Source organism: Bauldia litoralis, assembly GCF_900104485.1.
Lineage (GTDB): Bacteria > Pseudomonadota > Alphaproteobacteria > Rhizobiales > Kaistiaceae > Bauldia > Bauldia litoralis.
In genome coordinates this window covers 555,865-580,682 of record NZ_FMXQ01000003.1, presented here as the reverse complement: position 1 = coordinate 580,682, position 24,818 = coordinate 555,865, and the positions used below count along the sequence as shown (strand labels likewise).

The 24,818-nt window shown below is 69.1% G+C and carries 20 protein-coding genes; 11 read left to right on the top strand and 9 right to left on the bottom strand.

All coding sequences use genetic code 11. The features are described from left to right. The first annotated feature begins 2 nt into the window (after positions 1-2). From metW to htpX, 4 genes are all read left to right on the top strand, one after another. On the top strand, positions 3-632 hold the full coding sequence (gene metW / locus BLT60_RS10035; RefSeq protein WP_090876274.1) for a methionine biosynthesis protein MetW: 630 nt from the start codon (positions 3-5) through the stop codon (positions 630-632). Further along, positions 629-1,180: an O-acetyl-ADP-ribose deacetylase gene (locus BLT60_RS10030; RefSeq protein ID WP_210185583.1), complete on the top strand. Its 552-nt coding sequence runs from the start codon at positions 629-631 to the stop codon at positions 1,178-1,180. The genes metW and BLT60_RS10030 overlap by 4 nt, the downstream gene beginning before the upstream one ends. Beyond that, entirely contained in the window at positions 1,177-2,379 is a 1,203-nt protein-coding gene (locus BLT60_RS10025) for an extensin-like domain-containing protein (protein WP_090876273.1), read from the top strand. The genes BLT60_RS10030 and BLT60_RS10025 overlap by 4 nt, the downstream gene beginning before the upstream one ends. A 100-nt stretch (positions 2,380-2,479) precedes the next feature. After that, positions 2,480-3,412 carry a zinc metalloprotease HtpX gene (gene htpX / locus BLT60_RS10020; protein ID WP_090876272.1) on the top strand — a complete coding sequence of 311 codons (933 nt, stop codon included), beginning with the start codon at positions 2,480-2,482 and terminating at the stop codon, positions 3,410-3,412. Between the two features lie 3 nt (positions 3,413-3,415). Here the strand turns inward: htpX and BLT60_RS10015 are convergent, their stop codons facing one another. Beyond that, the gene (locus tag BLT60_RS10015) at positions 3,416-4,675 is read right to left on the bottom strand and encodes a CAP domain-containing protein (protein ID WP_090876271.1); all 1,260 of its coding nucleotides are present in this window, start codon (positions 4,673-4,675) and stop codon (positions 3,416-3,418) included. Positions 4,676-4,855: 180 nt separating this feature from the next. On the opposite strand from BLT60_RS10015, the gene BLT60_RS10010 reads away from it, so the two are divergent. Next, complete coding sequence (locus tag BLT60_RS10010; protein WP_090876270.1) at positions 4,856-6,187, top strand: RsmB/NOP family class I SAM-dependent RNA methyltransferase; 1,332 nt, start codon at positions 4,856-4,858, stop codon at positions 6,185-6,187. Between the two features lie 109 nt (positions 6,188-6,296). Next, entirely contained in the window at positions 6,297-8,051 is a 1,755-nt protein-coding gene (locus BLT60_RS10005; protein ID WP_090876269.1) for a heparinase II/III family protein, read from the top strand. Between the two features lie 12 nt (positions 8,052-8,063). Here the strand turns inward: BLT60_RS10005 and BLT60_RS10000 are convergent, their stop codons facing one another. Then, positions 8,064-9,059: an NAD-dependent epimerase/dehydratase family protein gene (locus BLT60_RS10000; RefSeq protein ID WP_090876268.1), complete on the bottom strand. Its 996-nt coding sequence runs from the start codon at positions 9,057-9,059 to the stop codon at positions 8,064-8,066. A gap of 92 nt (positions 9,060-9,151) precedes the next feature. Here BLT60_RS10000 and BLT60_RS24325 point away from each other — a divergent pair, with 92 nt between their 5' ends. The 3 genes from BLT60_RS24325 (at position 9,152) to purH (ending at position 12,044) form a co-directional block, all read left to right on the top strand. Beyond that, on the top strand, positions 9,152-9,301 hold the full coding sequence (locus BLT60_RS24325) for a hypothetical protein (RefSeq protein WP_175478368.1): 150 nt from the start codon (positions 9,152-9,154) through the stop codon (positions 9,299-9,301). Positions 9,302-9,463: 162 nt separating this feature from the next. Beyond that, entirely contained in the window at positions 9,464-10,327 is an 864-nt protein-coding gene (locus BLT60_RS09995) for a VHL beta domain-containing protein (RefSeq protein WP_090876267.1), read from the top strand. A gap of 100 nt (positions 10,328-10,427) precedes the next feature. Further along, positions 10,428-12,044, top strand: coding sequence for a bifunctional phosphoribosylaminoimidazolecarboxamide formyltransferase/IMP cyclohydrolase (gene purH / locus BLT60_RS09990; RefSeq protein WP_090876266.1), 1,617 nt, complete (start codon positions 10,428-10,430; stop codon positions 12,042-12,044). 31 nt (positions 12,045-12,075) lie between these two features. On the opposite strand, the gene BLT60_RS09985 is transcribed toward purH, so the two are convergent. The 5 genes from BLT60_RS09985 to BLT60_RS09965 form a co-directional block, all read right to left on the bottom strand. Continuing rightward, positions 12,076-14,079, bottom strand: a complete 2,004-nt coding sequence (locus BLT60_RS09985; RefSeq protein WP_090876265.1) for a tetratricopeptide repeat protein — start codon at positions 14,077-14,079, stop codon at positions 12,076-12,078. Next, complete coding sequence (locus tag BLT60_RS09980; RefSeq protein WP_090876264.1) at positions 14,079-15,455, bottom strand: MFS transporter; 1,377 nt, start codon at positions 15,453-15,455, stop codon at positions 14,079-14,081. Before BLT60_RS09980 ends, BLT60_RS09985 begins: the two co-directional genes overlap by 1 nt. Positions 15,456-15,536: 81 nt before the next feature. Next, positions 15,537-20,342 carry an NAD-glutamate dehydrogenase gene (locus BLT60_RS09975; protein WP_090876263.1) on the bottom strand — a complete coding sequence of 1,602 codons (4,806 nt, stop codon included), beginning with the start codon at positions 20,340-20,342 and terminating at the stop codon, positions 15,537-15,539. Between the two features lie 76 nt (positions 20,343-20,418). Then, entirely contained in the window at positions 20,419-20,751 is a 333-nt protein-coding gene (locus BLT60_RS09970; RefSeq protein WP_139167797.1) for a hypothetical protein, read from the bottom strand. Between the two features lie 79 nt (positions 20,752-20,830). Beyond that, entirely contained in the window at positions 20,831-21,274 is a 444-nt protein-coding gene (locus BLT60_RS09965) for a cupin domain-containing protein (protein ID WP_090876261.1), read from the bottom strand. Positions 21,275-21,471: 197 nt separating this feature from the next. Here BLT60_RS09965 and BLT60_RS24745 point away from each other — a divergent pair, with 197 nt between their 5' ends. Together BLT60_RS24745 and BLT60_RS09960 are read left to right on the top strand one after the other, a co-directional pair. Beyond that, complete coding sequence (locus BLT60_RS24745; protein ID WP_210185582.1) at positions 21,472-22,365, top strand: ImuA family protein; 894 nt, start codon at positions 21,472-21,474, stop codon at positions 22,363-22,365. Between the two features lie 148 nt (positions 22,366-22,513). Next, positions 22,514-24,205 carry a Y-family DNA polymerase gene (locus BLT60_RS09960; protein WP_210185581.1) on the top strand — a complete coding sequence of 564 codons (1,692 nt, stop codon included), beginning with the start codon at positions 22,514-22,516 and terminating at the stop codon, positions 24,203-24,205. A 31-nt stretch (positions 24,206-24,236) separates the two neighbouring features. Here BLT60_RS09960 and BLT60_RS09955 read toward each other — a convergent pair whose 3' ends face one another. Further along, complete coding sequence (locus tag BLT60_RS09955; protein WP_090876259.1) at positions 24,237-24,533, bottom strand: BrnA antitoxin family protein; 297 nt, start codon at positions 24,531-24,533, stop codon at positions 24,237-24,239. After that, positions 24,514-24,786, bottom strand: coding sequence for a BrnT family toxin (locus BLT60_RS09950; protein WP_090876258.1), 273 nt, complete (start codon positions 24,784-24,786; stop codon positions 24,514-24,516). The genes BLT60_RS09955 and BLT60_RS09950 overlap by 20 nt, the downstream gene beginning before the upstream one ends. Positions 24,787-24,818 lie beyond the last annotated feature (32 nt).

Genomic DNA, 24,818 nt, shown 5'->3' with positions numbered 1-24,818 from the left:
GCATGAACGCCCCCCAGCGCTCCGTCGACAACGCCACGCGCGTCGACCATCTGGTCATCGCCGAACTGGTCGAGCCGGGCGTGCGCGTCCTCGACGTCGGCTGCGGCGACGGCGGTCTCCTGTCGCTGCTCGAGACGACCCGCGGTGTCGACGGCCGCGGCATCGAGATCAGCCAGAAGGGCGTCAACGAGAGCGTTGCCCGCGGCCTGTCGGTCATCCAGGGCAATGCCGACACGGACCTCGTCGACTATCCCGACAACGCCTTCGACTACGTGATCCTCAGCCAGACCCTGCAGGCGACGCACCGGCCCCGCGACGTCATCGAGCAGATGCTGCGGATCGGCGACAAGGCGATCGTCTCCTTCCCCAATTTCGGCCATTGGCGGATGCGCGGCATGCTGATGCTCAACGGCCGCATGCCGGTGACCCGCAACCTGCCGCAGGCCTGGTACGAGACGCAGAACATCCATTTCTGCACGATCCGGGACTTCATCGACCTCTGCGACGAGATGGGCGCCCATATCGAAAGGGGCGTGGCGCTGAACGGCAGCGGCCAGCGCATCGCTCTCAATGCTCCGTGGTGGTTCTGGAACCTGTTCGGGCAGCAGGCCGTGTTCCTGCTCAGCCATTGACCGCGACGGGCAAGCCGGCCGATGGGCCGGAACTGGTTGTCCTCGTCGCCGACATCACGACGCTGTCTGTCGACGCCATCGTCAACGCCGCCAATAGCTCGCTGCTCGGCGGTGGCGGCGTCGACGGCGCCATCCATCGCGCCGCAGGCCCGGAACTCCTTGAAGAATGCCGCGCACTTGGCGGCTGTCCGACTGGCGAAGCGCGCATCACCGCCGGTCATCGCCTGCCGGCCCGCCACGTCATCCACACCGTCGGCCCGATCTGGCGGGGCGGCAGGGACGGCGAGGACGACCTCTTGGCTTCCTGCTACCGCCGCTCGCTGGCGCTGGCCCGGACCCATGCCATCGCCTCGATCGCCTTTCCGGCGATTTCGACCGGCGCCTATGGCTTTCCGCCCGATCGCGCCGCCGCCATCGCCATTCGCACCGTCCGCGAGGAAACCATCGCGGCCACCGGCGCATTGACGAAGGCGATTTTTTGCTGTTTCGACAGGGAAGCCGCCGCGACCTATGGCGTCTTGCTGCAACCCGGAAACGCCGGCCCTTGATTCATCGCCTCGCCTCAGCCCTCGTCCTGATCGGCCTCGCCATGCCGGCGACCGCCGTGGCGCAGAGCGAGTCGGCCCAGCAGTTGCGGCGGATTTTCGCGCCGCCGGTGCAGACCCTGAAGAAGGTGTTCAACAAGGGCGACCGCGCCGAGCCGGCCCAACCCGCGGCCAGCGCCCCGGCGAAAGCGCCGGAACCGCCTCCCCCGGTCGAGGCTGCCGCCCCGGCGCCCGAGGCCGACACCGAAGCGGCCGTCGCCAACGTGCCGGACCCTCGCCCGCGCCCCGCCCAGGACGACGAAGCCACCGGCATCGCCGAGACGGATACCGAGGGGCTGCCGAGCGAAGCGGAAACCCTTGCCGGCTTCGTTCCCTTGTCCGAACCGGTCGATTTCGACCGCCGTTTCGAGCCCGTCGACGACCCGACGCCGGAAGCAGCGCCAGCGCCAGTAGTTGCCGAGGCTCCCGCCGTCATTGCCGAGGCCCCCGCCATCCCCCCGGTCGTGCCCGATGCGACGGTCGCCTATGCGCCCGACGATGCCGGCGTCGCCTCGCCGCCGGTGATCGACGTGCCTCTGCCGAAGATCCGCTCGGCCGCCGCCGCGCTCGCCGCCGCCACCCAGCTTGCCTCGCTGCCACCAAAGGATGCGGACGGGCCTGAACTCGACTGCATGCGCAGCCTGCGGATGCTGGGCCTCGTCTCGGTATCGATCGATCCGATCCGCAAGGGCCAGTGCGGCATCGACGTACCGACCAAGGTCTCGGCGCTGGACAATGGCGCGATCGCCCTGACCAGCAACGCCGTCCTGTCCTGTCGCGCCGCGCAATCCTTCGCCACCTTCATGCGCGACCAGGTCGAACCGCTGGCCCGGAAGAACCTGCGCGGCAGCGTCACCGGCGTCCGTGTCGCCGCCTCCTATTCCTGCCGCACCCGCAACAACGTCCCCGGCGCCAAGCTCAGCGAGCACGCCCACGGCAACGCCATCGACATTTCGGCCTTCGAGATCGAGGGCGTCGGCTGGGTCGAGGTCGGCAAGGGCAAGAACGCCTCCGCCAGGCGCTTCCTCACCGACGTGCGGGAGGCCGGCTGCGGCCCGTTCACCACCGTTCTCGGGCCCGGCTCGGACGGCTACCACAAGGATCACTTCCACTTCGACGTGATCCGCCGCGGCAAGAACGGCACCAGCACTTACTGCCGCTGACCCGCCTCCGGCGCCCGCCCGATCTTGCGGCAGGCCCTCACGCTCCCCATCATTATCTCCGTCGCAACAGCGTATCTCTCGCGTGAACGGAGCATTGTGAATGGCCTTTCTGCGGACCGCCATGCTGCTTGCCGCCATGACGGCGATCTTCATGGGCGTCGGCTATATGGTCGGCGGCACCGGAGGCATGACGATTGCCTTCCTGGTCGCGGCGGGGATGAACGTCTTCACCTACTGGAATGCCGACAAGCTGGTCTTGCGCATGCACAATGCCCGCGAGGTAGATGCCCGCACCGCGCCGGAATTCTACGCCATCGTCCGCGATCTGGCGGCACAGGCAAGCCTGCCGATGCCGAAGGTGTATGTGATGGACTCGCCCCAGCCCAACGCCTTCGCCACCGGCCGCAATCCGGAAAACGCCGCGGTCTGCGCCACCACCGGCCTACTCCGCGCGCTCTCCCGCGAGGAGATCGCCGCCGTGATGGCCCATGAGCTCGGCCATGTGAAGAATCGCGACACGCTGGTCATGACGATCACCGCGACCATCGCCGGCGCCATCTCGATGCTCGCCAACTTCGCCTTCTTCTTCGGCGGCGCCCGCGACAACAACAATCCCTTCGGCTTCGTCGGCATTCTGGTTGCCGCCATCGTCGCGCCGATCGCCGCGCTCCTCGTCCAGATGGCGGTGAGCCGGACCCGCGAATATTCGGCCGACCGCGCCGCCGCCGAGATCACCGGCCGCCCGGACTGGCTGATTTCCGCCCTGTCGAAGATCGCCCAGGCCGCGCCGCGGATGCAGAATGACGAGGCCGAGCGCCATCCGGCGACCGCCCATCTGTTCATCATCAACCCGCTGTCGGGCGCCCGGATGGACAACCTCTTTGCCACCCATCCCGCCACCGCCAACCGCATCGCCGCCCTTCAGGGCATGATGCGCAACGGCCCGGCCGCGCAGCCCCCCGCTTCCGTTGCGGTGCCCCGCGTCGGCCGCACCGGCCCCGCCCGCAACCGCCAGCGCGGCCCCTGGGGCTGAGGCTCAGACGAAGTCGTCGACCGAGAGGCTCGAGGCCTTCACGCCCTTCAGCGTGACGTGGTCGCCGCCTGGCAGGTCGAAGACGGTGTTGCCGTGGTGGGTTTCCGCCACCGCCAGCGCCTTCTTGGCCGATCCGAAGATGTCGCTGAAATCGAGCCGGTCCTGCCCGGTCTTGAAGCCGAGGACGCGGTCGTTGCCGACGTCCTGCTTGAAAACGAAGGTATCGCGGCCCTTGCCACCCTTGAGGATGTCGTCGCCGGCGCCGCCGCCGAGCTTGTCGTTGCCGCCATTGCCGACCAGCTTGTCGTCGCCATTGTCGCCAAACAGCTTGTCGCGGCCCCGACCGCCGTTCAACGTGTCGTCGCCGCCATTGCCCCACATCTTGTTCTTGCCGGCATTGCCGTCGAGCCGGTCGTCGTCGTTGCCGCCGGTCAGGTTGGCCTTGGCGATGCCGAGCAGGCGGGCATGCTGGATGCCGTCGACGATCGTCAGGCTCGCCGAGCTTTCGAGGGTCGCCCCATCGACCAGGTCGACCTTGGCGTTGCCCTTCTTCGTGTCGACCTTGAAGACGATGTCGCCGTCGAGGGTGACCGTGACGAGGCCGGTCGGCGCCTTGACCTGGTAGCCGCCGGCCGACATCGACACGGTGGTCGTGCCACCGAGGGAGACGGCGATACCGCCCTTGCCCTCGCCGACCGAATAGAAGTCGTTGCCGTCCTTGTCGTCATACATCACGCCGGTGACGAACCGCATGGCGTTGCCCGACGCCGCGTATTCCTGGGAGACCATCGAGGCGTTGTAGCCCTTGAAGTCGCCCTGGATCTGGCCGACGCCGATTTCGCGGAAGTCGCCATCGAGGATGTTTTCCCGGTGGCCGGGGCTCTTGAACAGCGCCTTGTGCTGGTCGACGATATAGGAGGTCAGGTTGAGCGAGCCGGTGGTGCCCTGCCAGGCGATATTCTCGCCCCAGGCCCAGTTGCCGGTGAACACATAGCCGGCGTCCGCCATGCGATCGCCGGCCGACGAGCCGCCGACCCCGGTATGGCTGAACACATCCTTGTCGAGCATCCACGCGCTGTGCACCCGCGCCGCTTCGAGCAGGTCCATGTTCATCGCCAGCGGCTGTTTCGGCGTCGCCTTGATGGTGCCCTTGCCAAGCCCCTTGTTGAGGTCGATGCCGAACATCTTGGCCTCGCCGGCCGGGTCGAGCCGCGCCCGGTTGACGAGTTCGAGCATGAGTTGTTCTTGGGCAGTCGGTTCCACCAGGCAGGCTCCGGATCATGGATGTCATGGGAGAAGCGCCGCTATAGGCGCAACAATGCAAGACAATCCTAATCAGACAGCAGCGATTTGACGTAAGTTGGGCGGGATCGGCGTTTGTCGAGGCGCCAGGGTCGCGACGGCATTTGCTTTCCGGCGCGGGGTGATCTACGCGACGCGGTAATGGCTCAACCTCAAAAACCGAAATCCGCCACCGGCCTCGCCTCGCGGCAGGCCGCCACCGGGTTGCTCATCGCCGTCCTCGACACCCGCCAGGCCCTCGACGGCCTGATCGACCCGAGCGACGGCGGCACCGCGTTCAACCGGCTCGGCGATCGCGATCGCCGCCTCGCCCGCGCCATCGTCTCGACGACGCTCAGGCGCTTTGGCGAGATCGAGGCGGCCCTCGACCGGATGCTCGACCGCCGGCCGCGCAAGGCCGGCGCCCTGATCCGCATCCTCCAGATCGCCGCAGCGCAGATCCTGTTCATGGATGTCGCCGACCACGCCGCCGTCTCCACCGCGATGGATCAGGTCACCGCCGATCCCGACGGCCGTCATTTCAAGGGACTGGCCAACGCCGTGCTGCGGCGGATGGCGCGCGAGAAGGATACGGTCCTCGTCGGCGCCGACGCCCCCCGCCTCGACACGCCCGACTGGCTGTGGACCCGCTGGATCAAGAGCTATGGCGAGGAAACGACCCGCGCCATCGCCGCCGCCCACCTCGTCGAACCGTCTCTCGATCTCACCGTGAAGGAAGACGCCGCGGGGTGGGCGGAGAAACTCGGCGGCATCGTCCTGCCGAGCGGTACCGTCCGCCTCGTCCCGACCGGCCGGGTTGCCGACCTGCCCGGCTATGCCGAGGGTGCCTGGTGGGTCCAGGACGCAGCGGCCGCCCTGCCGGCCCGCCTGCTCGGTGACGTCGCCGGCAAGCGCGTCGCCGACCTCTGCGCCGCACCGGGCGGCAAGACCGCGACGCTCGCCCATGCCGGCGCCAGCGTCACGGCGGTCGACATTTCGGCCCCGCGCCTCGAACGGCTGAGCGCCAACCTCAAGCGGCTCGGCCTTTCGGCGGATGTCGTCGCCGCCGATCTCCTCGCCTGGCAGCCGTCGGAGCCCTTCGACGCCATCCTGCTCGATGCCCCCTGCACGGCGACCGGCACCATCCGCCGCCACCCCGACACCGCCTGGCTGAAACAATCGGCCGACGTGAAGAGCATCGCCGTCCGCCAGGCCGGGATGATCGACCGCGCCGTCTCCTGGCTGAAACCCGGTGGAACGCTGGTCTATTGCACCTGTTCGCTGGAGCCGCAGGAGGGCGAGGGTCAGGCGGCCGCCGCCATCGCCCGGCACGGCCTCACGCCGTCGCCGATCGCCGCCGACGAGATCGGCGGCATCGCCGGGGTGGTCACCGAAGCCGGTTATCTGCGGACATTGCCCTGCCATCTTCCCGATCCAAACCCACGCTTGGCGGGCCTCGACGGCTTCTTCATCGGCCGGCTGATCAAGCCCTGATGGGGATTTCCGTCCAATTGATTGAAATCTGCTCTAGGGTGATAGTCTGCCAACCGCCTGTGATTCGTCGGTTGGGGCAAGGGGTAGTCCGGGTCTCTGGAGTGAATTGATGGCGATCGGATCGGCATCCGGTCAGGGTCGACAGATGCGCTTCGCCCTGAGCGCGTTTTCGCGCCAGGTTGCGTTCCGCTATCACGCGAGCTTTTTCTACCGCTGGCGCTATGCCAGCGGCATCCCCGAACGGCTGCTGATCGCGCCGATCGACCTCCGGACCGCCGACCCCACCACCGCGCTCGACATTTACGCCGGCCGCTTCTTCTTTTCCGGCGAAGGCGTCGACGCCGACGGTTATTCGATCTTCGATGTCGACCCGCCGAGCGATGCCTGGATGCGTGAGTTGCACGGTTTCGGCTGGCTGCGCCACCTGCGCGCCACCGACATGGCGCTGTCGCGCTCCAATGCCCGCAGCCTTGTCGACGAGTGGATCGCCCAGGCCGGCCGTGCCGACCCGATCGCCTGGGAGCCCGGCGTCGTCGCCCGCCGCATCATCTCGTGGCTGGCCCAGACGCCGCTGATCCTCGAGGGCTGCGACCTCGCCTTCTACCGCCGCTTCATGCGCTCGCTGACCCGTCAGGTCCGCTACCTCCGCCGCACGGCCTATGACGGGCCGCAGGGCCTGCCGCGGCTGCGCGCCATGATCGCGCTCGCCTCCGCGGCGCTCTCGATGTCGGACCAGGATCGCTTCCTCAAGCAGGCGACCAAGTGGCTCGACCAGGAACTCGTTCGCCAGGTCCTGCCCGATGGCGGCCATGCCAGCCGCAACCCGGTCGCCATCCTCGAGGTGCTGCTCGACCTGCTGCCGCTCCGCCAGGCCTTCACCGCCCGCGGCCAGCAGCCCTCCCGCATCCTCCTGTCGGCGATCGACCGGATGATGCCGATGCTGCGCTATTTCCGCCAGGGCGACGGCGGCTTCGCCCGCTTCAACGGCGCCGGCGACACCCCGGCCGACCAGCTCGCCACGGTGCTCGCCTATGACGACGTCCGCGGCGCGCCACTGACCAGCGCCCCGCATAGCGGCTACCAGCGCATCGAAGCCGGCACGACGATCCTGATCGCCGATGCCGGCCGCCCGCCGCCGACCGACTTCTCGACCGAGGCCCATGCCGGCTGCCTGTCCTTCGAGATGAGTTCCGCCCGCCAGCGCCTGATCGTCAACTGCGGCGTCCCCTTTTCCGGCTCCGGCCTGCGGCGTCTCGCCCGCACCACCGCCGCCCATTCGACCGTCACCCTCAACGACACCTCGCAATGCCGCTTCCTCACCCGGTCCTGGATCGGCGAATGGCTCGGCGAGGCGATCATCTCCGGCCCGTCGCGAGTCAAGTCCGAGCGCGGCTTCGAGGGCGGCTCGACCGTCCTGTCGATGGGCCATAACGGCTATGTCAGCCGCTACGCCATCGTCCATGAGCGCCGCCTTGCCCTGTCGGAGGCCGGCGACGTGCTGGAAGGGTCGGATTCCTTCATGACGCCCTCCGGCAATCCGCTGACCCGGTCCGGCAAGGACGCCTTCGCCATCCGCTTCCATATCCACCCGAATGTCAGCGTCACCCAGCAGGGCCGCGGCGTCACGCTGGAAATGACCGACGGCGAGACCTGGGAATTCTCGACCGACGGACCCTCCGTCGAGATCGAGGAATCGATCCTGATGTCGAACACCCGCGGCAACCGCAAGGCGTCGCAGATCGTCATCCATGGCCGCGCCCAGCACAATCCGGTGGTCGGCTGGCAGATGCAGCGCACCACCGTCGGCGGCCGCCGCCGCGCCTTGCCGGCACCCGATCGCGCCCGGGCCCCTGCTCGCGGCTGACTTGGCCAGCCGTCAGGCCCCTGACGGCGCGACCGGGTACGGCCCCTCGGCGAAGGTCGTGTCGTGATACCCCTTGGCGCCAACCGCCCGGGCCAGCGGGCTGCGAAAGTCCTCGTCGGCCGCGAGGCATGACAGCACATGGCGAAAGTCGTAGGCCGGCCGCCAGCCGAGCCGCGTCATGGCCTGCTTCGCGACATAGACCCGGTCGATCCCCGGAAACATCGTCCAGCCGCGCGCCGCATAGAGATCGGCGAATTCGGGAAAGAGCCGCGCCACCACCCGCGGCGCGTCGTTCCGCAGCACGGCCGCATCGTCGCGATCGAACGGTGTCGGCGCCGAAATGATGAAGCGGGCAAAGCCGAACTCCGCTGCCCGCTCGACGGCAAGCAGATGGGCATCGACGACATCGGCGATGTCGACCCGGCGGTAGAGCAGTTCGTTCGCCTGGGCATTGGCGGTGTCGTAGATGTCCCGCACCGCGGCGCTGTCGTCCGCCTCGGGAAAGAAGCGCGAGGTCCGCAGCACGACCACCGGCAGCCGGTTCTGGCGGGCGAAGAGTTCGCACAATCCTTCGGCGGCGACCTTGGTAACGCCGTAGATGTTGCGCGGAATCGGCGGCACATCCTCGGTGATCCACGCCGCCGGCTGATCGCCGGCCGGCGTCAGCGCCGCCCCGAAGGCGCTGGTCGTGCTGGTGAAGACGAAGGACTCGACCCCGGCCGAGACGGCCTCCTCGAGAAGCACCAGCGTTCCGGTGACGTTGGTATCGATGAAGTCCCGGTTGGCATGCGTCCCGATATGCGGCTTGTGCAGCGTCGCGCTGTGGATCACCGCCCGGACGCCGGTCATGCACGATCGCACGAAATCCCGATCGTCGATCGAGCCGACCCGGTCGGTATGCGGCCCCGGCTTGATGTCGATACCCAGGGCCGGGCGGCCGGCTGCGGCGAGCGTGCGCAGGAGCGCCTCCCCGAGATGTCCGGCGCTTCCGGTGACAAGTACGCTCATCGTCTCCCTCCCGCGATCGGGTGAGGTTTATCAAGACGTCCCGATTCGGGGAAACCGGACAGGCGGCCCGACGGCGACTGGCGAGGGCGGGAATGGCTGCCGGAACTTTCTTCCCACTGCCGGGTTATCGCTCCAGACTTTACCCCGATGGAGAAAAGATCATGTTGAAGGCAGGCATCATGTGGCTTCTCGGCGTTCCGATCGTCGTGATCATCGCGCTCTTCGCGTTCGGCGTCGTCTAACCGATCCGCGTTCCACGCCCGGCCGCGCGTCACCCTCGCCGAGGGTCACTGCGCGGCCGTTTTGCGTTTAGAGGGGCGGCGCGATTGCGCCCCTCCCGACCATCTGGTCTTATCCCGCCAATTATTCGGACCGATTATTCGGCCCAGTGGCGGGGATGGACCATGCGAAGGATCGGCATCGCGGCAGCGGCGCTCCTTCTGCAGGCAACGCTCGCCGGCGCGGCGATGGCCCAGGACGGTTTCGTCTGGATCTACGACCGCTATCTCGACCCCGATCCCTTCCAGACCCGCCTCTCCCTCGTCTACGCCATCCCCGAGACCGACGCGGTCCAGTTCATCGCCACCTGCCGGATCGGCGCCGGCGGCACCTATGCGACCATCGAACTCGGCGCGGATATCGGCAGCCTGGCGGAAGGCGCGCCGGTTGATGTCCGGATTCTCGGCAGCAATTATCGCGACGTCATCACCGGCGACGTGATCGGCGTCGGCGCCGAGGTCGGCCTGACCGGCGTCAGCCTCGCCGTCGAGCTCGACGACCCGATCTGGCAGGCGATGCAGACCTCGCTGGAGCTTGCCTATACCGCCGGCGAGCGCACCGACCATAGCCTCGGCCTGAACGGCGCCGCCGACCCGGTGGCGCGCTTCGTCACCGATTGCCGCGACATGCCGGAGCCCGGCGATGTCGCGGCACAGCCACAGCCCGCGCCCCCACCGCCGACCGCCCAGGTCTTTGCCGGCTGCAGCCAGCTCGGCACGATGCGTACCACCGATACCGGCGGCGAGGCGTCGATCACCTTCGTCAACCGCACCGACGGCTTCCGCGGCGTGTTGTGGATCGACGGCAACGGCATGCCCCAGCCCTATGGCAACCTCAATCCCGGCGAATCCTATACCCAGCAGAGCTTCGCCGGGCATATCTGGATGATCACCGACGGCCCCGGAAACTGCCTCGAGGTCTATGTCCCGGCCGCCGGCGCGAGTGTCTTCGCCATCACCGCCCCCAACATCGACTTCGGTCCGGAATAGCCGCACCGGCACCCACACCCCGGTCAGCCGGTCGCATTTGACCGGGCGCGGAATCGTGCTATCGGCCGGGCTCCTCTGGCCCCTCGACCCATGGTGACCAATGGCCGTTTCCCCGGCAAAGTTCGCGCCGCCCGACCACGTCCCCGTCCGGCGCGCGCTGCTCTCCGTCTTCGACAAGACCGGCATCGTCGATCTCGCCCGCAAGCTGCGCACCCGTGGCGTCGAGATCGTCTCGACCGGCGGCACCCGCGCCGCCCTTGACGAAGCCGGCATCGCCGTGACCGACCTCGCCGAAACCACCGGCTTTCCCGAGATCATGGACGGCCGGGTCAAGACGCTGCATCCCAAGGTCCATGGCGGCCTGCTCGGCCTGCGCGACGATCCCGCCCATGCCGAGGCGATGGAAACCCACGGCATCGCCGGCATCGACCTGCTGGTCGTCAACCTCTACCCCTTCGAGGACACCGTCGCCGCCGGGGCCGACTACGCCACGGCGGTCGAGAATATCGATATCGGCGGCCCGGCGATGATCCGCGCCGCCGCCAAGAATCACGGCTATGTCGTGGTGACGGTGTCGCCCGACGACTACCCGGCCCTGCTTGAGGCGCTCGACGCCCATGACGGCGCGACGCCCTATGCGCTACGCCAGCGCCTCGCCGCCAAGGCCTATGCCCGCACCGCCGCCTATGACGCGGCGGTCTCGACCTGGTTCGCCGCCACCCTCGAGGACGACGCCCCGGCCTGGCGGAGCTTCGCCGGCCGGCTCGGCTCGACCCTGCGCTACGGCGAAAATCCGCACCAGGCCGCGGCCCTCTACCTGACCGGCGACCGCCGGCCCGGCGTCGCCACGGCGCGCCAGGTCCAGGGCAAGGCGCTCTCCTACAACAACATCAACGACACCGACGCAGCCTATGAGCTGGTCGCCGAGTTCGATCCCGACAGCTCCGCCGCCGTCGCCATCATCAAGCACGCCAACCCCTGCGGCGTCGCCGAGGGCGACAGCCTCGCCGAGGCCTATGCCCGGGCGCTGCGCTGCGACCCGGTCTCGGCCTTTGGCGGCATTGTCGCGCTGAACCGCCCGCTCGACGCCGCGGCCGCGACCGAGATCGTCAAGATCTTCACCGAGGTGATCATCGCCCCGGACGCCAGCAACGAGGCGATCGCCATTGTCGCCGCCAAGAAGAACCTTCGCCTCCTGATCGCCGGCGGCCTTCCCGACGCCCGCGCCCCCGGCTTGACGGTCAAGACCGTCGCTAGCGGCCTGCTCGTCCAGGACCGCGACGCCGGCATGGTCGCCGAGGCCGACCTGAAAGTCGTCACCAGGCGCCAGCCGACGCCGGTCGAACTGGCCGACCTGCTCTTTGCCTGGCGCATCGCCAAGCACGTCAAGTCGAACGCCATCGTCTATGTCAGGGACCTCGCCACCGTCGGCGTCGGCGCCGGCCAGATGAGCCGCGTCGATTCGGCGATGATCGCCGCCCGCAAGGCCGAACAGGCGGCAAAAGCCGCCGGCCTCGACGAATCGCTGGCCATCGGCTCGGTCGTCGCCTCCGACGCCTTCTTCCCCTTCGCCGACGGCCTGCTCGCCGCGGCCGAGGCCGGCGCCACCGCCGTCATCCAGCCCGGCGGCTCGATGCGCGACGACGAGGTCATCGCCGCCGCCGACGAACGCGGCCTCGCCATGGTGATGACCGGCATGCGCCACTTCCGCCACTGAGCGAAGCGGCGTTAGGGATACCGCGACCGGGCTAGCCGCCCGACTCGCGCCACAGCTTGTCGAGATAGCGGCCCATCTCGGCGAAGACGCTGTCCCAGTCGCCGAGCGACGGCTGGCGGAAGAGCCACATGGTCGGATACCACGGCGGCTCGCTCCGGCCTTCCAGCCACCGCCATTCCGGCTGGAACCGGATCGCGGTCCAGCCCGGCTGGCCGAGCGCCCCGGCAAGGTGGGCGACCGCCGTGTCGGCGCTGACCACCAGGTCGAGCGATCCCATCAGCGCCGCGATCTCCGACAACCCGTCGGGATTGTCCGAGATCTCGCTGCCCTGGTCCTCGACCGCCATGCCGTCGGGCAGGTCGGCCAGCTGGTCGAGGCCGTGGATTGCCTGCAGGCTGATCAGCCGCACCTCGGGGTTCACCGCCAGCGGCGCGAAGCTGGCGAGCGGAATCGAGCGGTGGCGGTCGGCCCGGTAGTCGGGATTGCCGCTCCAGCAGATGCCGATGCGGAAGCCGGTGGTGCCGATTCGCTCCTGCCACTTGGCGGCCAGGTCGTCCTCGGCGACCAGATAGGGAATCTCCGCCGGGATCGTCTCCAGCCGCGTCTCGAAGACATGCGGCAGGCTCATCAGCGACACCTGGAGATCGAAGTCGGCATAGTCGCCGCCCATGTCGCGGATCTCGATATCGGGAAAATTCGTGGCGACCAGCCGCCGCAGCGGCGCCGGGATCGCCAGCACCACCGTCGCCCCGGTCTCCACCACCCGGCCGAGATAGCGCAGCATCTGGATCGCGTCGCCCAGCCCCTGCTCGGCATGGACCAGCAGCCGCTTGCCGGCGATGGCCTCGCCCTGCCAGCGCGGCGTCGCGCGGTCGCCAAAAGCGAAGTTCGGCAGCCGCAGGCGAAATTCATGCGCCGTCAGCCCGCGTTCGAAATCGCCGCGATGGAGGAGGAGATGGGAATGGTCGAACTGCGTCCGCGCGTCGCCCGGATCGAGCGTAACCGCCTGCTCGAAGGCGGCGTCCGCCTCGTCGAAACGGCCGAGCTCGGCCAGCGCCACGGCGCGGGCGCGGTGGATCGCGCCACCGGGCTTGCCAAGCGAGACCGCGGTATCCAGCGCCTCGAGCTGCTCGGCGAAACGGTCGAGGCCGCGCAACGCCGAGGCCCGGGCGAAGTGGCCGTCGGGGCCCGCGCCACGTTCCACCGCATCGCTCGCAGCAGCCAGCGCCTCGTCGTAGCGGTCGAGGCTCGCCAGCACGCTCGCCCGGCTGACCAGCCCGTCCGGCGTGTCGGCCAGCACGGCGAGGCTGCGCTCATGGGCGGCCCGCGCCTCCTTCGTCCGGCGCAGCGCGGTCAGGGCGTTGCCGCGCACCACCAGCGCATCGCCGTTATCCGGATCGCCGGCCAGCACCGCGTCGACGGCGGCCAGCGCCGCCGCCGGCCGGTGCAGCCGCTCCAGCGCCGTCCCCCGGCCGAGATTGGCCTCGCTCCATTCCGGCCGCAGCCTCAGCGCCAGGTCGAAGGCCTTCAACGCCTCGCCTGCCTTGCCGAGGCCGAGCAGCGCGAAGCCCCGGTTGAGATGCGCCTCGCTGAAGGCCGGCTCGAGCCGGCCGGCCCGGTCATAGGCCATCACCGCCTGCTCCGTCCGCCCCAACGCCTTCAGCGCGTTGCCCCGGTTGAAATGGGCCAGCGGATAGGCGGCGCGCAGCGCTATCGCCCGGTCGAAGGCGGCCAGCGCCTCGTCCTGCCGCCCGGCCTCCTGCAGCGCCACCCCCCGGCTGCAATGCGCCTCGGGAAATTGCGGCGCCAGCGCCAGCGCGGCGTCGAAGGCGGTCAGCGCCTCGTCCGGTTTGCCGGACCGCAGGTAGGCGTTGCCGAGGATGTTCTGTCCGGTGGGATGCTTCAGCGCCGCGGCGTTCCGCGTCAGCTGGCGAATTGCGACGCGATACTTGCCGCTGCCGACCAGCCCGGCCGCGGCGGCAAGGACATCGTCGATCTGTCCCGGTGCGTTTCCCTGTCCTGCCGGCCGCTTCATCAATCCTCCCTGACCGTCATCAGCACCGCGCCGCCTGCCACGAAAAACACGAGCAGGACCGAGATACCGATTCGCTGACTGCCTGAATACGCCGTCAGCGCCCCGACCGCGAGCGGCCCGGCGAAACTGGTCACCTTGCCGGAGAGCGCATAGAGGCCGAAAAACTGCGTCATCTGCCCCGGCGGGCTGATCCGCACCAGCAGCGTCCGGCTGGCCGATTGCAGCGGCCCGGCGATCGCCCCGATCGTCGCGCCAAGCACCAGATAGGCCTTTTCGCTGGCCGATCCGAACAGCCCGCCGCCGCCCGGATCGACCGGGATGATGAAGCCGATATGGCCGGTATCGACCGACAGGATGCCGAGACTGGCCAGGGCGAGAATGACGATGCAGCCGAGGATCAGCCGCTTCGGCCCGATATGGTCGTCGATCCGCCCGCCGACCGCCGCACCGATCGTCCCGGTCACCAGGATGAGGATGCCGAACAGCCCGAGTTCGATCGAGCTCCAGCCGAAGGTGCCGGCGGCGTATATGGCGCCGAAGGCGAAGAGCGCCACCAGCCCGTCGGCATAGATCATCCGGGCGAGCAGGTAGCGCGCCGCGTTGGCGTGGCGGCCGAGATGGGCCACGGTCGCGGCGAGGTCCCTGAAGCCGTAGCGGATCGCCGGCAGCAGCGCCAGGCGCTTCGGGGTGTCCGGCACGAAGAGGAACAGCGGGAGGACGAACACCACGTACCAGATGGCGCTGAACGGGCCGGACGCCCGGTCACCGCCGAAGCTGGCCGGGTCGAGGCCGAGGATCGGCGTCGTTCCGAACAGCGTCTTGCCGGTCGCCGGATCGCCGATCATCAGGCCGAGGCTGATGACGATGCTGACCAGCCCGCCGGCATAGCCGACCGCCCAGCCGGTGCCCGACAGCCGGCCGAGCTGGTCCGCATCGACGAGGTCCGGCATCATCGCATTGTTGAAGACGGTAGCGAATTCGGCCCCGATCGTCGCCACGACGAAAGCGACGAGCGCGATCGCGATCGCCCCCTCGACCCCGGGTGCCGCCCACCACAGGCCGATCGACCCGACGACGAGCAGGACGGAAAAGCCCGCGATCCAGGGCTTTCGCGCGCCCGTCGCATCGGCGATGGCGCCGAGCAGCGGCGACGAGACGGCGATGATCAGCCCGGCCGTCCCGGTCGCATAGCCCCACAGCGCCTGCCCCTCGACCGGCGTCGCGGCGAGATGGGCGGCGAAATAGGGGGCGAAGACGAAGGTGATGACCAGGGTGAAGAAGGGCTGCGTCGCGCAATCGAACAGCAGCCAGCCAAGGATGGCGGACCGTTTCGTCGGCCGTGTCGCCCCATGTTCAATGATCCGCCCCACCCGCATGCCCTCGCCCGACGCCTCCCGGCAGCTTAGTCCGGTTGCGGCGGGCGAAGGAAGAGTCGGCGGACGCCAATCGCGCCTGGATCAGATCGCCGCGAGATCGGCCAGCAGGCTGGCCACCACCGCGATCCGCGACAGCGTCATCTCCTCCGTCTCGGTGATCCCGGAGACGACGTCGAGGCTCCGTTCGACGGCATCGCTGCGCGCCGCCCGCCAGGCTTCGACGCCGCCGGCCTTGATCACCTGGATGGCGATCTGGCGATGGGCGGTGGCGATGGTCTCCAGCGCCCGCTCGCGGGCCAGCCCGTCGTAATAGTCGGTCATCGGGATCGCCTCGGCCCGGCGCATCGCATTGCCGATCCGGGCCCGCTCGCCCACGTCGTAGAAGACGGTGGCTGCGGCCTCGAGCGACTGGCCGGTCGCCTCGGCGACAAGGTGGATGTCGGTCGCGTCGACCAGCACCGGCAGGCGTCCGATGGCGACCGCGACCTCCTCCGGAACCCCGGCGGCCCGATAGGCCTCGATCGAGTCGGCAAGGCGCGCGGCGACCGGCTCCGGCAGCACCCGGTCGAGCATCCCGGCCATCGTCGCGATGGTCTCGCCAAAGGCGCTGGCCACCGGCCCGATTCCGGCGTCCAGCGAGACGTTGCGCAGGAACCATGTCGTCCGCGACACCGCCAGGTGCTTCACCGCGCTGTAGAGATTGAGCTGGGTCGTCCCGTCGATCCTGTTGTCGAGCGCGTCGATGGCGTCGTTGAGTTCGCGCAGCCGGAAGGCCTCGCGCAGCACGACATAGACCCGGGCGATCTGGATCGGCGAGGCGCCGGTCCGGTCGGCGACGCGGATGGCATAGGTCGGCCCGGCCCGGTTGACCATCGAGTTGGCGACCATCGTCGCGATGATCTCGGCCCGCAGTCGGTGGCTCTCGATATCCGCGTGATAGTCGTCCCACATCCGGGTCGGGAAGTAGCGGAACAACTCGTCGTCGAGCGTCGTGTCGTCGGCGACGTCGCCGGCCATCAACTGGTCGAAGAGCAGGATCTTGGCATAGGCGACCAGCACCGCGATCTCGGGGCGGGTCAGCGGCTTGCCGGCCGCCTGTCGCTCGGCCATCGCCACCTCGTCGGGCAGCGATTCGACCGCCCGGTCGAGCACGCCACGGCGTTCGAGGTCCTGGATCAGCCGCCGCTGGTAGCCGAAATACGCGAAGCCGCGCATCTCGGTCAGCGAGATCGCCAGCGTCTGGCGATAGTTGTTGCGCAGGACCAGCGCCGCCACCTCGTCGGTCATCGAGGCGAGCAGCTTGTCGCGGCCCCTGGCGTCCAGCCGCCCATCGCGCACCGCCTTGCCGAGCGCGATCTTGATGTTGACCTCGACATCGGAGGTGTTGACCCCGGCCGAGTTGTCGATCGCGTCGGAATTGCAGCGTCCGCCGGCGAGGCAATATTCGATCCGCCCCGACTGGGTCATGGCAAGGTTGCCGCCCTCGCCGACCACCCTGGCCCGCACTTCGCCGCCGGTCAGGCGGATCGCGTCATTGGCCCGGTCGCCGACCTTGTCCGGCCCCTCGTCCCGCGCCCGCACGAAGGTGCCGATGCCGCCGAAGAACAGGAGGTCGGCGCGGGCGCCGAGAATGGCGCGCAGTATGACATTGGGCGTCGCCTTTTCGCCGGTCAGGTCGAGCGCCGCCCGCATCTCCGGGCTGAGCGGGATCGACTTTTCCTTGCGCGAGAAGACGCCGCCGCCGGCCGAGATCTTCGCCCGGTCATAGTCCTGCCAGCTCGATCGCGGCAGGTCGAAGAGCCGCTGGCGCTCGGCGATCCCCACCGCCGGATCGGGATCCGGGTCGATGAAGATGTCGCGATGGTCGAAGGCGGCGACCAGCCGGATCTGCGGCGACAGCAGCATCGCGTTGCCGAACACGTCGCCTGACATGTCGCCGACGCCGACCACCGTGAAGGGCGTCGCCTGGATGTCGGTATCCATCTCGCGGAAATGTCGCTTCACCGCCTCCCAGGCGCCGCGGGCGGTGATCCCCATCTTCTTGTGGTCATAGCCATGCGAACCGCCGCTGGCGAAGGCGTCGCCAAGCCAGAAGTCATGCGCTTCCGCGATGGCGTTGGCGGTATCGGAGAAGGTCGCCGTGCCCTTGTCGGCGGCGACGACCAGGTAGGGATCGTCCTCGTCGCGGCGGATCACGTCGTCCGGCGGCACCGGCGCGTCATCGACCAGGTTGTCGGTGATGTCGAGCAGGCTGGAGATGAAGATGCTGTAGGCGGCCTTGCCCTCCTCGAAGATCGCGGCGCGATCGCCGGAGGCCGGCAGCAGCTTCGGCACGAAGCCGCCCTTGGCGCCGACCGGCACGATCACCGCGTTCTTGGCCTGTTGCGCCTTGGCGAGGCCGAGCACCTCGGTGCGGAAGTCGAGCGGCCGGTCCGACCAGCGGATGCCGCCGCGCGCCACCCTGCCGAAGCGCAGGTGGATGCCCTCGACGCGCGGCCCGTAGACGAAGATCTCGCGGAAGGGACGCGGCGCCGGCAGGTCCTCGATCCGCTGCGAATCGAGCTTGAAGACGATCTGGCGGCGCGGTTCGCCCTCGGCATCGCGCTGGTAGACATTGGTCCGCAGGATCGCGTCGATGACATTGAGGAAACGCCGGATGGCGCGGTCCTCGTCGAGGCTCTCGACCTTTTCGAGCGCCGTCTCGATCCGCGCGACGCGGCGGCCGGCGACCCGCTCGTCGCGATTGTCCGGGTCGAAGCGGGCATGGAACAGCTCGACCAGCGTCCGGGCGATATCGGCGTGAGCGTTCAGCGTCTCCCACAGCGTATGCTGGGTGAGCGGCGTCCCGGCCTGGCGGATGTAGCGCGACACCGCCCGCAGGATGGTGACGTCCCGCCAGCCGAGGCCGCCGTTGACCACCAGCGCGTTGTAGCCGTCATTCTCGGCCAGCCCGTACCAGACCGCCATGAAGCATGCGATCAGCGGTTCCGCCGCCGTCTCGAGGTCGACCGGCTTGCCGTCGGCGCGTTCCAGCGCCATTTCGTGGACGAAGATCCGCGGCCGGTCGCCGGTCGGCGTGATCTCGTAGGTCTGCTCATCGATGACCCGCAGGCCCATGTTCTCGAGCATCGGCACCCGCATCGACAGGGCGATCGGCTCGCCGAGGTGGATCAGCTTCAGCGCCAGCCCGTGCGGCGGCGTCCAGCTGTCGCGGTGAAACGAGCCGGCGATCGGGTGTTCGCCGGTCAGCCGCGCGAAGGTGGCGATGTCGTTGACCGCCGCTTCCGGGCTGGTCGCGTGGCGATAGCCGACCGGAAAGGCGTCGCGGTAATGCCCGGCCAGTACGTCGGCGCGCGCCGGCTCGAAGCGGCGGCGGAGCGCCGCCGCCAGCGCGTCCGGCCAGCTCTCGACGATCCGCGTCACCGCCGCCTCGAGCGCCGGCTCGCCGGGGTCGGGGGTCTCGCCGCCGGCCCGGCCGATGATGAACTGGACCCGGGTCAGCGCCCCTTCGAAGAAGGTCGGGTAATAGGCCGAGACATGCCCGTCGAAGGTCTCGGCGAGATAGGCGCCTATCCGTTCCCGGGCGTCGGTGTCATACTGGTCGCGCGGCACGAAGACGAGGACCGAGACGAAGCGGTCGAACTTGTCGGTCCGCGCCAGCACCCTGACCCGCGGCCGCTCGGCCAGCGCCATGATCGCCATAACGAAGCGGAACAGGGTGTCCTCGTCGGTCTGGAACAGCTCGTCGCGCGGATAGGATTCCAGCACATTGACAAGCGTCTTGGCCGAGTGGCCGGCGCCGCCGAAACCGGCGCGGGCGACGATCGCTTCCGCCTTGCGGCGCAGATACGGGATCGCCAGCACCGAGCGGTTATAGGCGGTCGAGGTGAACAGCCCGATGAAGCGGACCTCGCCGGCGAGCCGGCCGTCGCTGCGGTAGCACTTGATGCCGATATAGTCGGCATAGGCGCGACGATGGATACGCGACTTGAGGTTCGACTTGGCGACGAAGAGCGGGAAGGGCCGGGCAAGGAATTCGCGGATCGCCGGCGTCATCGTCACGCCGCGCCCGCCCCGGCTCAGCACCCGCACGTCGGGATCGGCGAGGATGCCGAGCCCGCTCCCCTCCTCGCGGTTGAGCTGGCCGCGCTTGGCGCCGCCGGAAAAGCCGTATTCGCGCACCCCGAGGAAGGTGAAATTGTCGTCGGCCAGCCATTCGAGGAAGGCGATCGCCTCCGCGACATCGGCAGCCGGGATCGGCGGCGGCTCGGCCTTGTAGCTGGCGATGATCGCCGCCAGCTTCTCGACCATCGCCGGCCAGTCGGCGGTCGCGTGGCGGATCTCGACGAGCAGGCTTTCCAGTTGCGCCGCGATCGTTTCACGATCCGCCGTCCGCGCCACGCGCGCGATGACGATCTGGATCAGGCTCTCCCGCCGGCCGCGCCCGGAGGCCTGCGCCTCCGCGCCATAGGCGGTGAGCTTGCCGGCGCGGTCGCGGGTGACGGTGACCACCGGATGGGCGACCAGCCGCACCGTGAGGCCGAGCGCCTGCAACTCCTGGAGGGTCGAATCGACCAGGAAGGGCATGTCGTCGTTGAGCATCTCGATGACGGTGACCTCGCCATCCGGCCCCGCTCCGTCGCCGTCGGGATCGGTGAGCCGCACCACGGCCTGCCCCGGCTTGCGCCGCGCCAGCAGCGAATCGGCCGAGCGGACGAAGCCGCAAAGGTCGTCGGGCGAGACCCGGGCAAGGTCCTCCGGGCTGACATGGCCGAGGAGATCGCCGGCCAGCGCCGGGAGCCTCGCCCCGTCATCCTTTCCGGCCCGCGACAGCATCTTCTGGACCGCACCGATCAGGCGGCTGCGTTCGGCCTCTGCGGCATGCATGGGCTTTCCCCCGGCGACAACGTTTCTGGTTATTCGCCTCATCCTATGAGGCGTTTGTGACATTCGCGCGCGACGCCTAGCGGCGCCGCTCGTCGTCCTCGGACATGCGTTCGGCCCGCCGCCTGTCGCGCATCGTTTGCGGCGGCCTGAGCCGGCCGACGACATTGGCGGCGCCGTGGATCAGGGTCTGCAGCCGGGTTTCCGGTTCGCGCGGCACGAGGCCGAAATGGATCGACAGCTTGGCGGCGACCGACAGCGCCGCCAGCGCGATGAGCAGGATGATGATCGCCTGGCCGATGGCGTTGACCAGCGCCGCCGGGGTCACCGCGCCCGACGCCTGCGCCATGCCGGCGTCCGGCGCCGCGATGGCGGCGACGATGAGGACCATGGCGGGGAATCGACCGTTCATGGGTCGACCCTGATAGTCGCGACATATGGCGTCAAGACGGCGAAGGCGGGCCCGGTTCCCCCGGCCGGCGCCGCTTGCGCTATTTCGGTCCGTCGACCGGCTCGGCGTTTGGCTCGCCCTCGGCGCCCATGTAGACGGCCAGCAGCTTCATCGGCTTGTCGGTCCGGTTGGTGCCGTTATGCGGCCAGTCCATCGCCTCGAGCAGGCTGTCGCCCGCCTTGTAGACCTTGACGCCCTTGCTGCCATAGTCGACCGACAATTCGCCCTCCATCACATAGGCGAAGAGCGGCACCTCGTGCGTATGCCAGCCGGTGTCGTTGCCGGGCGGGATGGTGACGATTGCCGCCGTCACCTTGGCCGTGCCGGCGGGATAGGCGATCTGTTGGTCGAGGATCGTCTTGCCGCTTTCGAGCAGCGGCGTCAGCAGGTTCTTGTACTGCTCGCCCCCCGGGTCGAGCGCCACTGCCGGCAGGGCGAAGGCGGCGGAAAAGGCAACGGCAAGGACGGCTTTGGCGCGGATCATGACGGCTCCGATCGGCGTGGGACGACTGCGGCCTGGGTGAAGGCGGCGGCTGGACGGGGCGACACCTTAGCGGCGAGCCCGTTACCACAGGCTTTCCCGGAATCCGCTTGACTCTTTTTTCGTTCTCCGGAATCAATAGAACAAAACAGGAACATATTCACATCGAAAGGCCGAAAGCCATGCGCGCGAGCGTTTTCATGGCAGGGGACGACTTTGCCGGGCTGCGCCGGAGGATTGCCGAAATCGAGGGCCGTCCGCTCGGCGTCGAGGCACCGCCGTCGCCTGCCGTCCCCCCTCAGGGACCGGAAAGGCCGGAGGCCCCGCGTCTCGCCCCCCGGCGCGCCGAAAAGCTGCTGCCCTTCGGCGTCGAGGGCCTCGATTGCCTGCTCGGCGGCGGCCTGCGCCGCAACGCCCTGCACGAGGTCCGGGCCGAGACCACCCGCGCCGGCTCCGCCGCCACCGGCTTCGCCGCCGCCATTCTGGCCCGCCTGACCGTCGGCGACGACCGTCCGCTGCTCTGGGTGATGGAGGAAGCCGCGGTCCGCGAGGGCGGCCATCCCCATGGGCCGGGCCTCGATCGCTTCGGTCTCGACCCCGGCCGGCTGATCGTCGTCGTCACCCGCCGGCCGGAGGAGACGCTGTGGGTCTTCGAGGAGGGGCTGCGCTGCGCCGGTCTTGCCGGGGTGCTCGGCGAGATCCGCGGCCATCCCCGCGTCCTCGACCTCACCGCCAGCCGCCGGCTGGCGCTCCGGGCCCGCGACGGCGGCGTCATGGGGATCCTGCTCCGCCAGGCCGCCGCCGCCGAACCGGGCGCCGCCGCCACCCGCTGGCTGGTCGAGCCGCGACCGGCCGGCACCCTCGACGATTTCGCCGCCGGCATCGGCCGCCCTGCCTGGCGGCTTCACCTCGAACGCAACCGCGCCGGCGCCACCGGCCGGTTCGACCTGGAATGGGACCATGACGCACGGAGCTTCGCCCTCGCCCCCCTCGCCACCCCGGCGCTATCTCGCCCTGGCGCTGCCCTGCCTGCCGACCGACCGGATCTGGCGCGAACGGCTGGGACGGTCGTGGCGTATCGCCGGACGGGATGAGCCATCGCCAAAGCCATCCGGGCAACCGCGTCCTTCGAGGCGCGCTTCGCGCGCACCTCAGGATGGCGAGGTCGGTGTTGATCGCAATGGCCGAAGAATCGGCGGCGTCAATCCGGAGACAGAGACAAACCCCATCCGCCATCCTGAGGTGCTCGGGCATAGCCCGAGCCTCGAAGGACGCACCGCAACCCAAAACGTTCGAGAAACACCGCCCCTCGTCGTCGTCGCGAAGGCCAGGAGCGCGCTGCGCCTCGTCGCCCTCGACGAGACCGCCCGCCGCCGCGGGCTGCACCGGGGCCAGGCTCTGGCCGACGCCCGCGCCATCATCCCGGCGATCGACGCGGTCGACGCGGATCCGACCAGCGACGCCGCCCTGCTTGCCGCCATCGCCGACTGGGCCGAGCGCTATACGCCGCTGGTAGCCCTCGACGGCCAAGACGGCCTGATGCTCGACATCACCGGCTGCGCCCATCTCTTCGGTGGCGAAGCGGAACTGGTCGCCGATCTCGCCGCCCGCCTTCCGGCTCAGGGCTTCGCCGCCCGCGCCGCCATCGCCGATACCCCCGGCGCCGCCTGGGCGGCGGCGCGCTACGCCGAAACGTCGCGGGTGGCGTCGGGCGGCGCGCGTGACCTGCTCGTCCCCCTGCCCTTCGCGGCGCTCCGCCTCGACGACGACATCGTCGCGGCGCTCGACCGGGTCGGGCTGAAGCGCATCGGCCAGATCCTCGACGCGCCGCGGGCGCCGCTCGCCGCCCGTTTCGGCGCCAGTCTCATGCGCCGGCTCGACCAGGCGCTCGGCCGCGAGGAGGAGGCGATCGATCCGCGCCGCCCGGTCGCCGCCCTGATCGCCGAGCGCCGCTTCGCCGAGCCGATCGGGCTGGAGGACGACATCGCCGCGACCATCGCCTCGCTCGCCGCGACGCTCGCCCGCAACCTCGAGCAGCGCGGCGAGGGCGCGCGGCGCTTCGAGCTGTCGCTGTTCCGCGTCGATGGCGTCGTCACCCGGCTCGGCGTCGGCACCAGCCGGCCGGTGCGTGCGCCGAAGCACGTCCTCGGCCTCTTCGCCGAGAAATTCGCAAGCCTTGCCGACGAGCTCGACGCCGGCTTCGGCTTCGACATGGCCCGCCTCTCGGTGCCGGTCACCGCCCCCGACACCCCGGCCCAGGTCGACCTTGCCGGCGACGCCGTCGGCGAGGCCGACCTCGGCCAGCTCATCGACCGGATCGGCGCCCGCATCGGCCCCGAACGCGTCCGCCGCATCGTCCCCCGCGACAGCCACATCCCCGAACGGTCGGAAGCATGGACTGATATCGATGCCGCGGCGCACGCATTGTCCCCCGGCAGGCATTGGGGAGGGCTCCCTCCTCCTTCCGCTCATTCCCGCGCAAGCGGGAATCCAGGATCCGGCCACCACTACCCGTCGGAATCTGGGTCCCCGCTTGCGCGGGGACGAGCGGACGGGAGGTCCGCAACGAATTCTGATGGAGAGGTGTCGTGTGTCCGCGCACTGGACCCTCCCCTTTTCCCGGCGTTCATGGACGCCGATCCCATCGACCGGCCGCTCCGCCTCTTCGCCCGGCCCGAGCCGGTCGAGGCGACCGCCGCGGTGCCCGACGGCCCGCCGATGCATTTCCGCTGGCGGCGCGCCCTCTATCGCATCGCTCGCTCCGAAGGACCGGAACGCATCGCCCCGGAATGGTGGCGCAACGACGAGGACGAGACCCGCGACTATTTCCGCGTCGAGGACGCCACCGGCCACCGCTTCTGGCTCTTCCGCGAAGGCCTCTACGGCCGCGAGACCATCGCCCCGCGCTGGTACCTGCACGGGGTCTTCGGGTGATGCGCCGGAAACTGCGGCGCACCACTCCCGGTCATTTCTGGGCGCGCTTCTTTTCCTGCGCGACGCCCCGCCGGAGCATTTCGTTGAGCCGGCTCTGCCAGCCCGCGCCAGTCGACCGGAAATGGGCGATCACGTCGCTGTCAAGCCGGATCGTCGTCTGGACCTTGGTCGGCGTCTTCTGCGGTCCGCGCGGCCGGGGTTTGGGGAAGATATCCGGCAAGACCTCATGGGCAGGTCTGGCCCGGCGAAACCTCTCGTCGGTCCATTCCGGGACATCAACCGCGTCCCAGTCTTCCTGGGAAATATGGTCAGGCTTTTTCTTTTCCATAACGACGGACTTCCCGACTGTTGGCTTTTCGCAATCCGATCATGCGAACCGATCGTCCCCGCATTGTGAAGACCAGTGTATGCAGGCGGCCTTCGATCCTTCCAAAGGCATTGAAACGACGTTCTCCGTAGGCGTAACGAAGATCTTCGTCGATCAAGGCGTCTTCCCACTCGAACAGGGCCACGCGCTCGAATGCAACCCCATGCTTGGCGAGGTTCGCCGCCGCTTTCTTCGGGTCCCATTCGTATTCCATAGCATATTGTTGTTACAATTTGCTCTATTTTC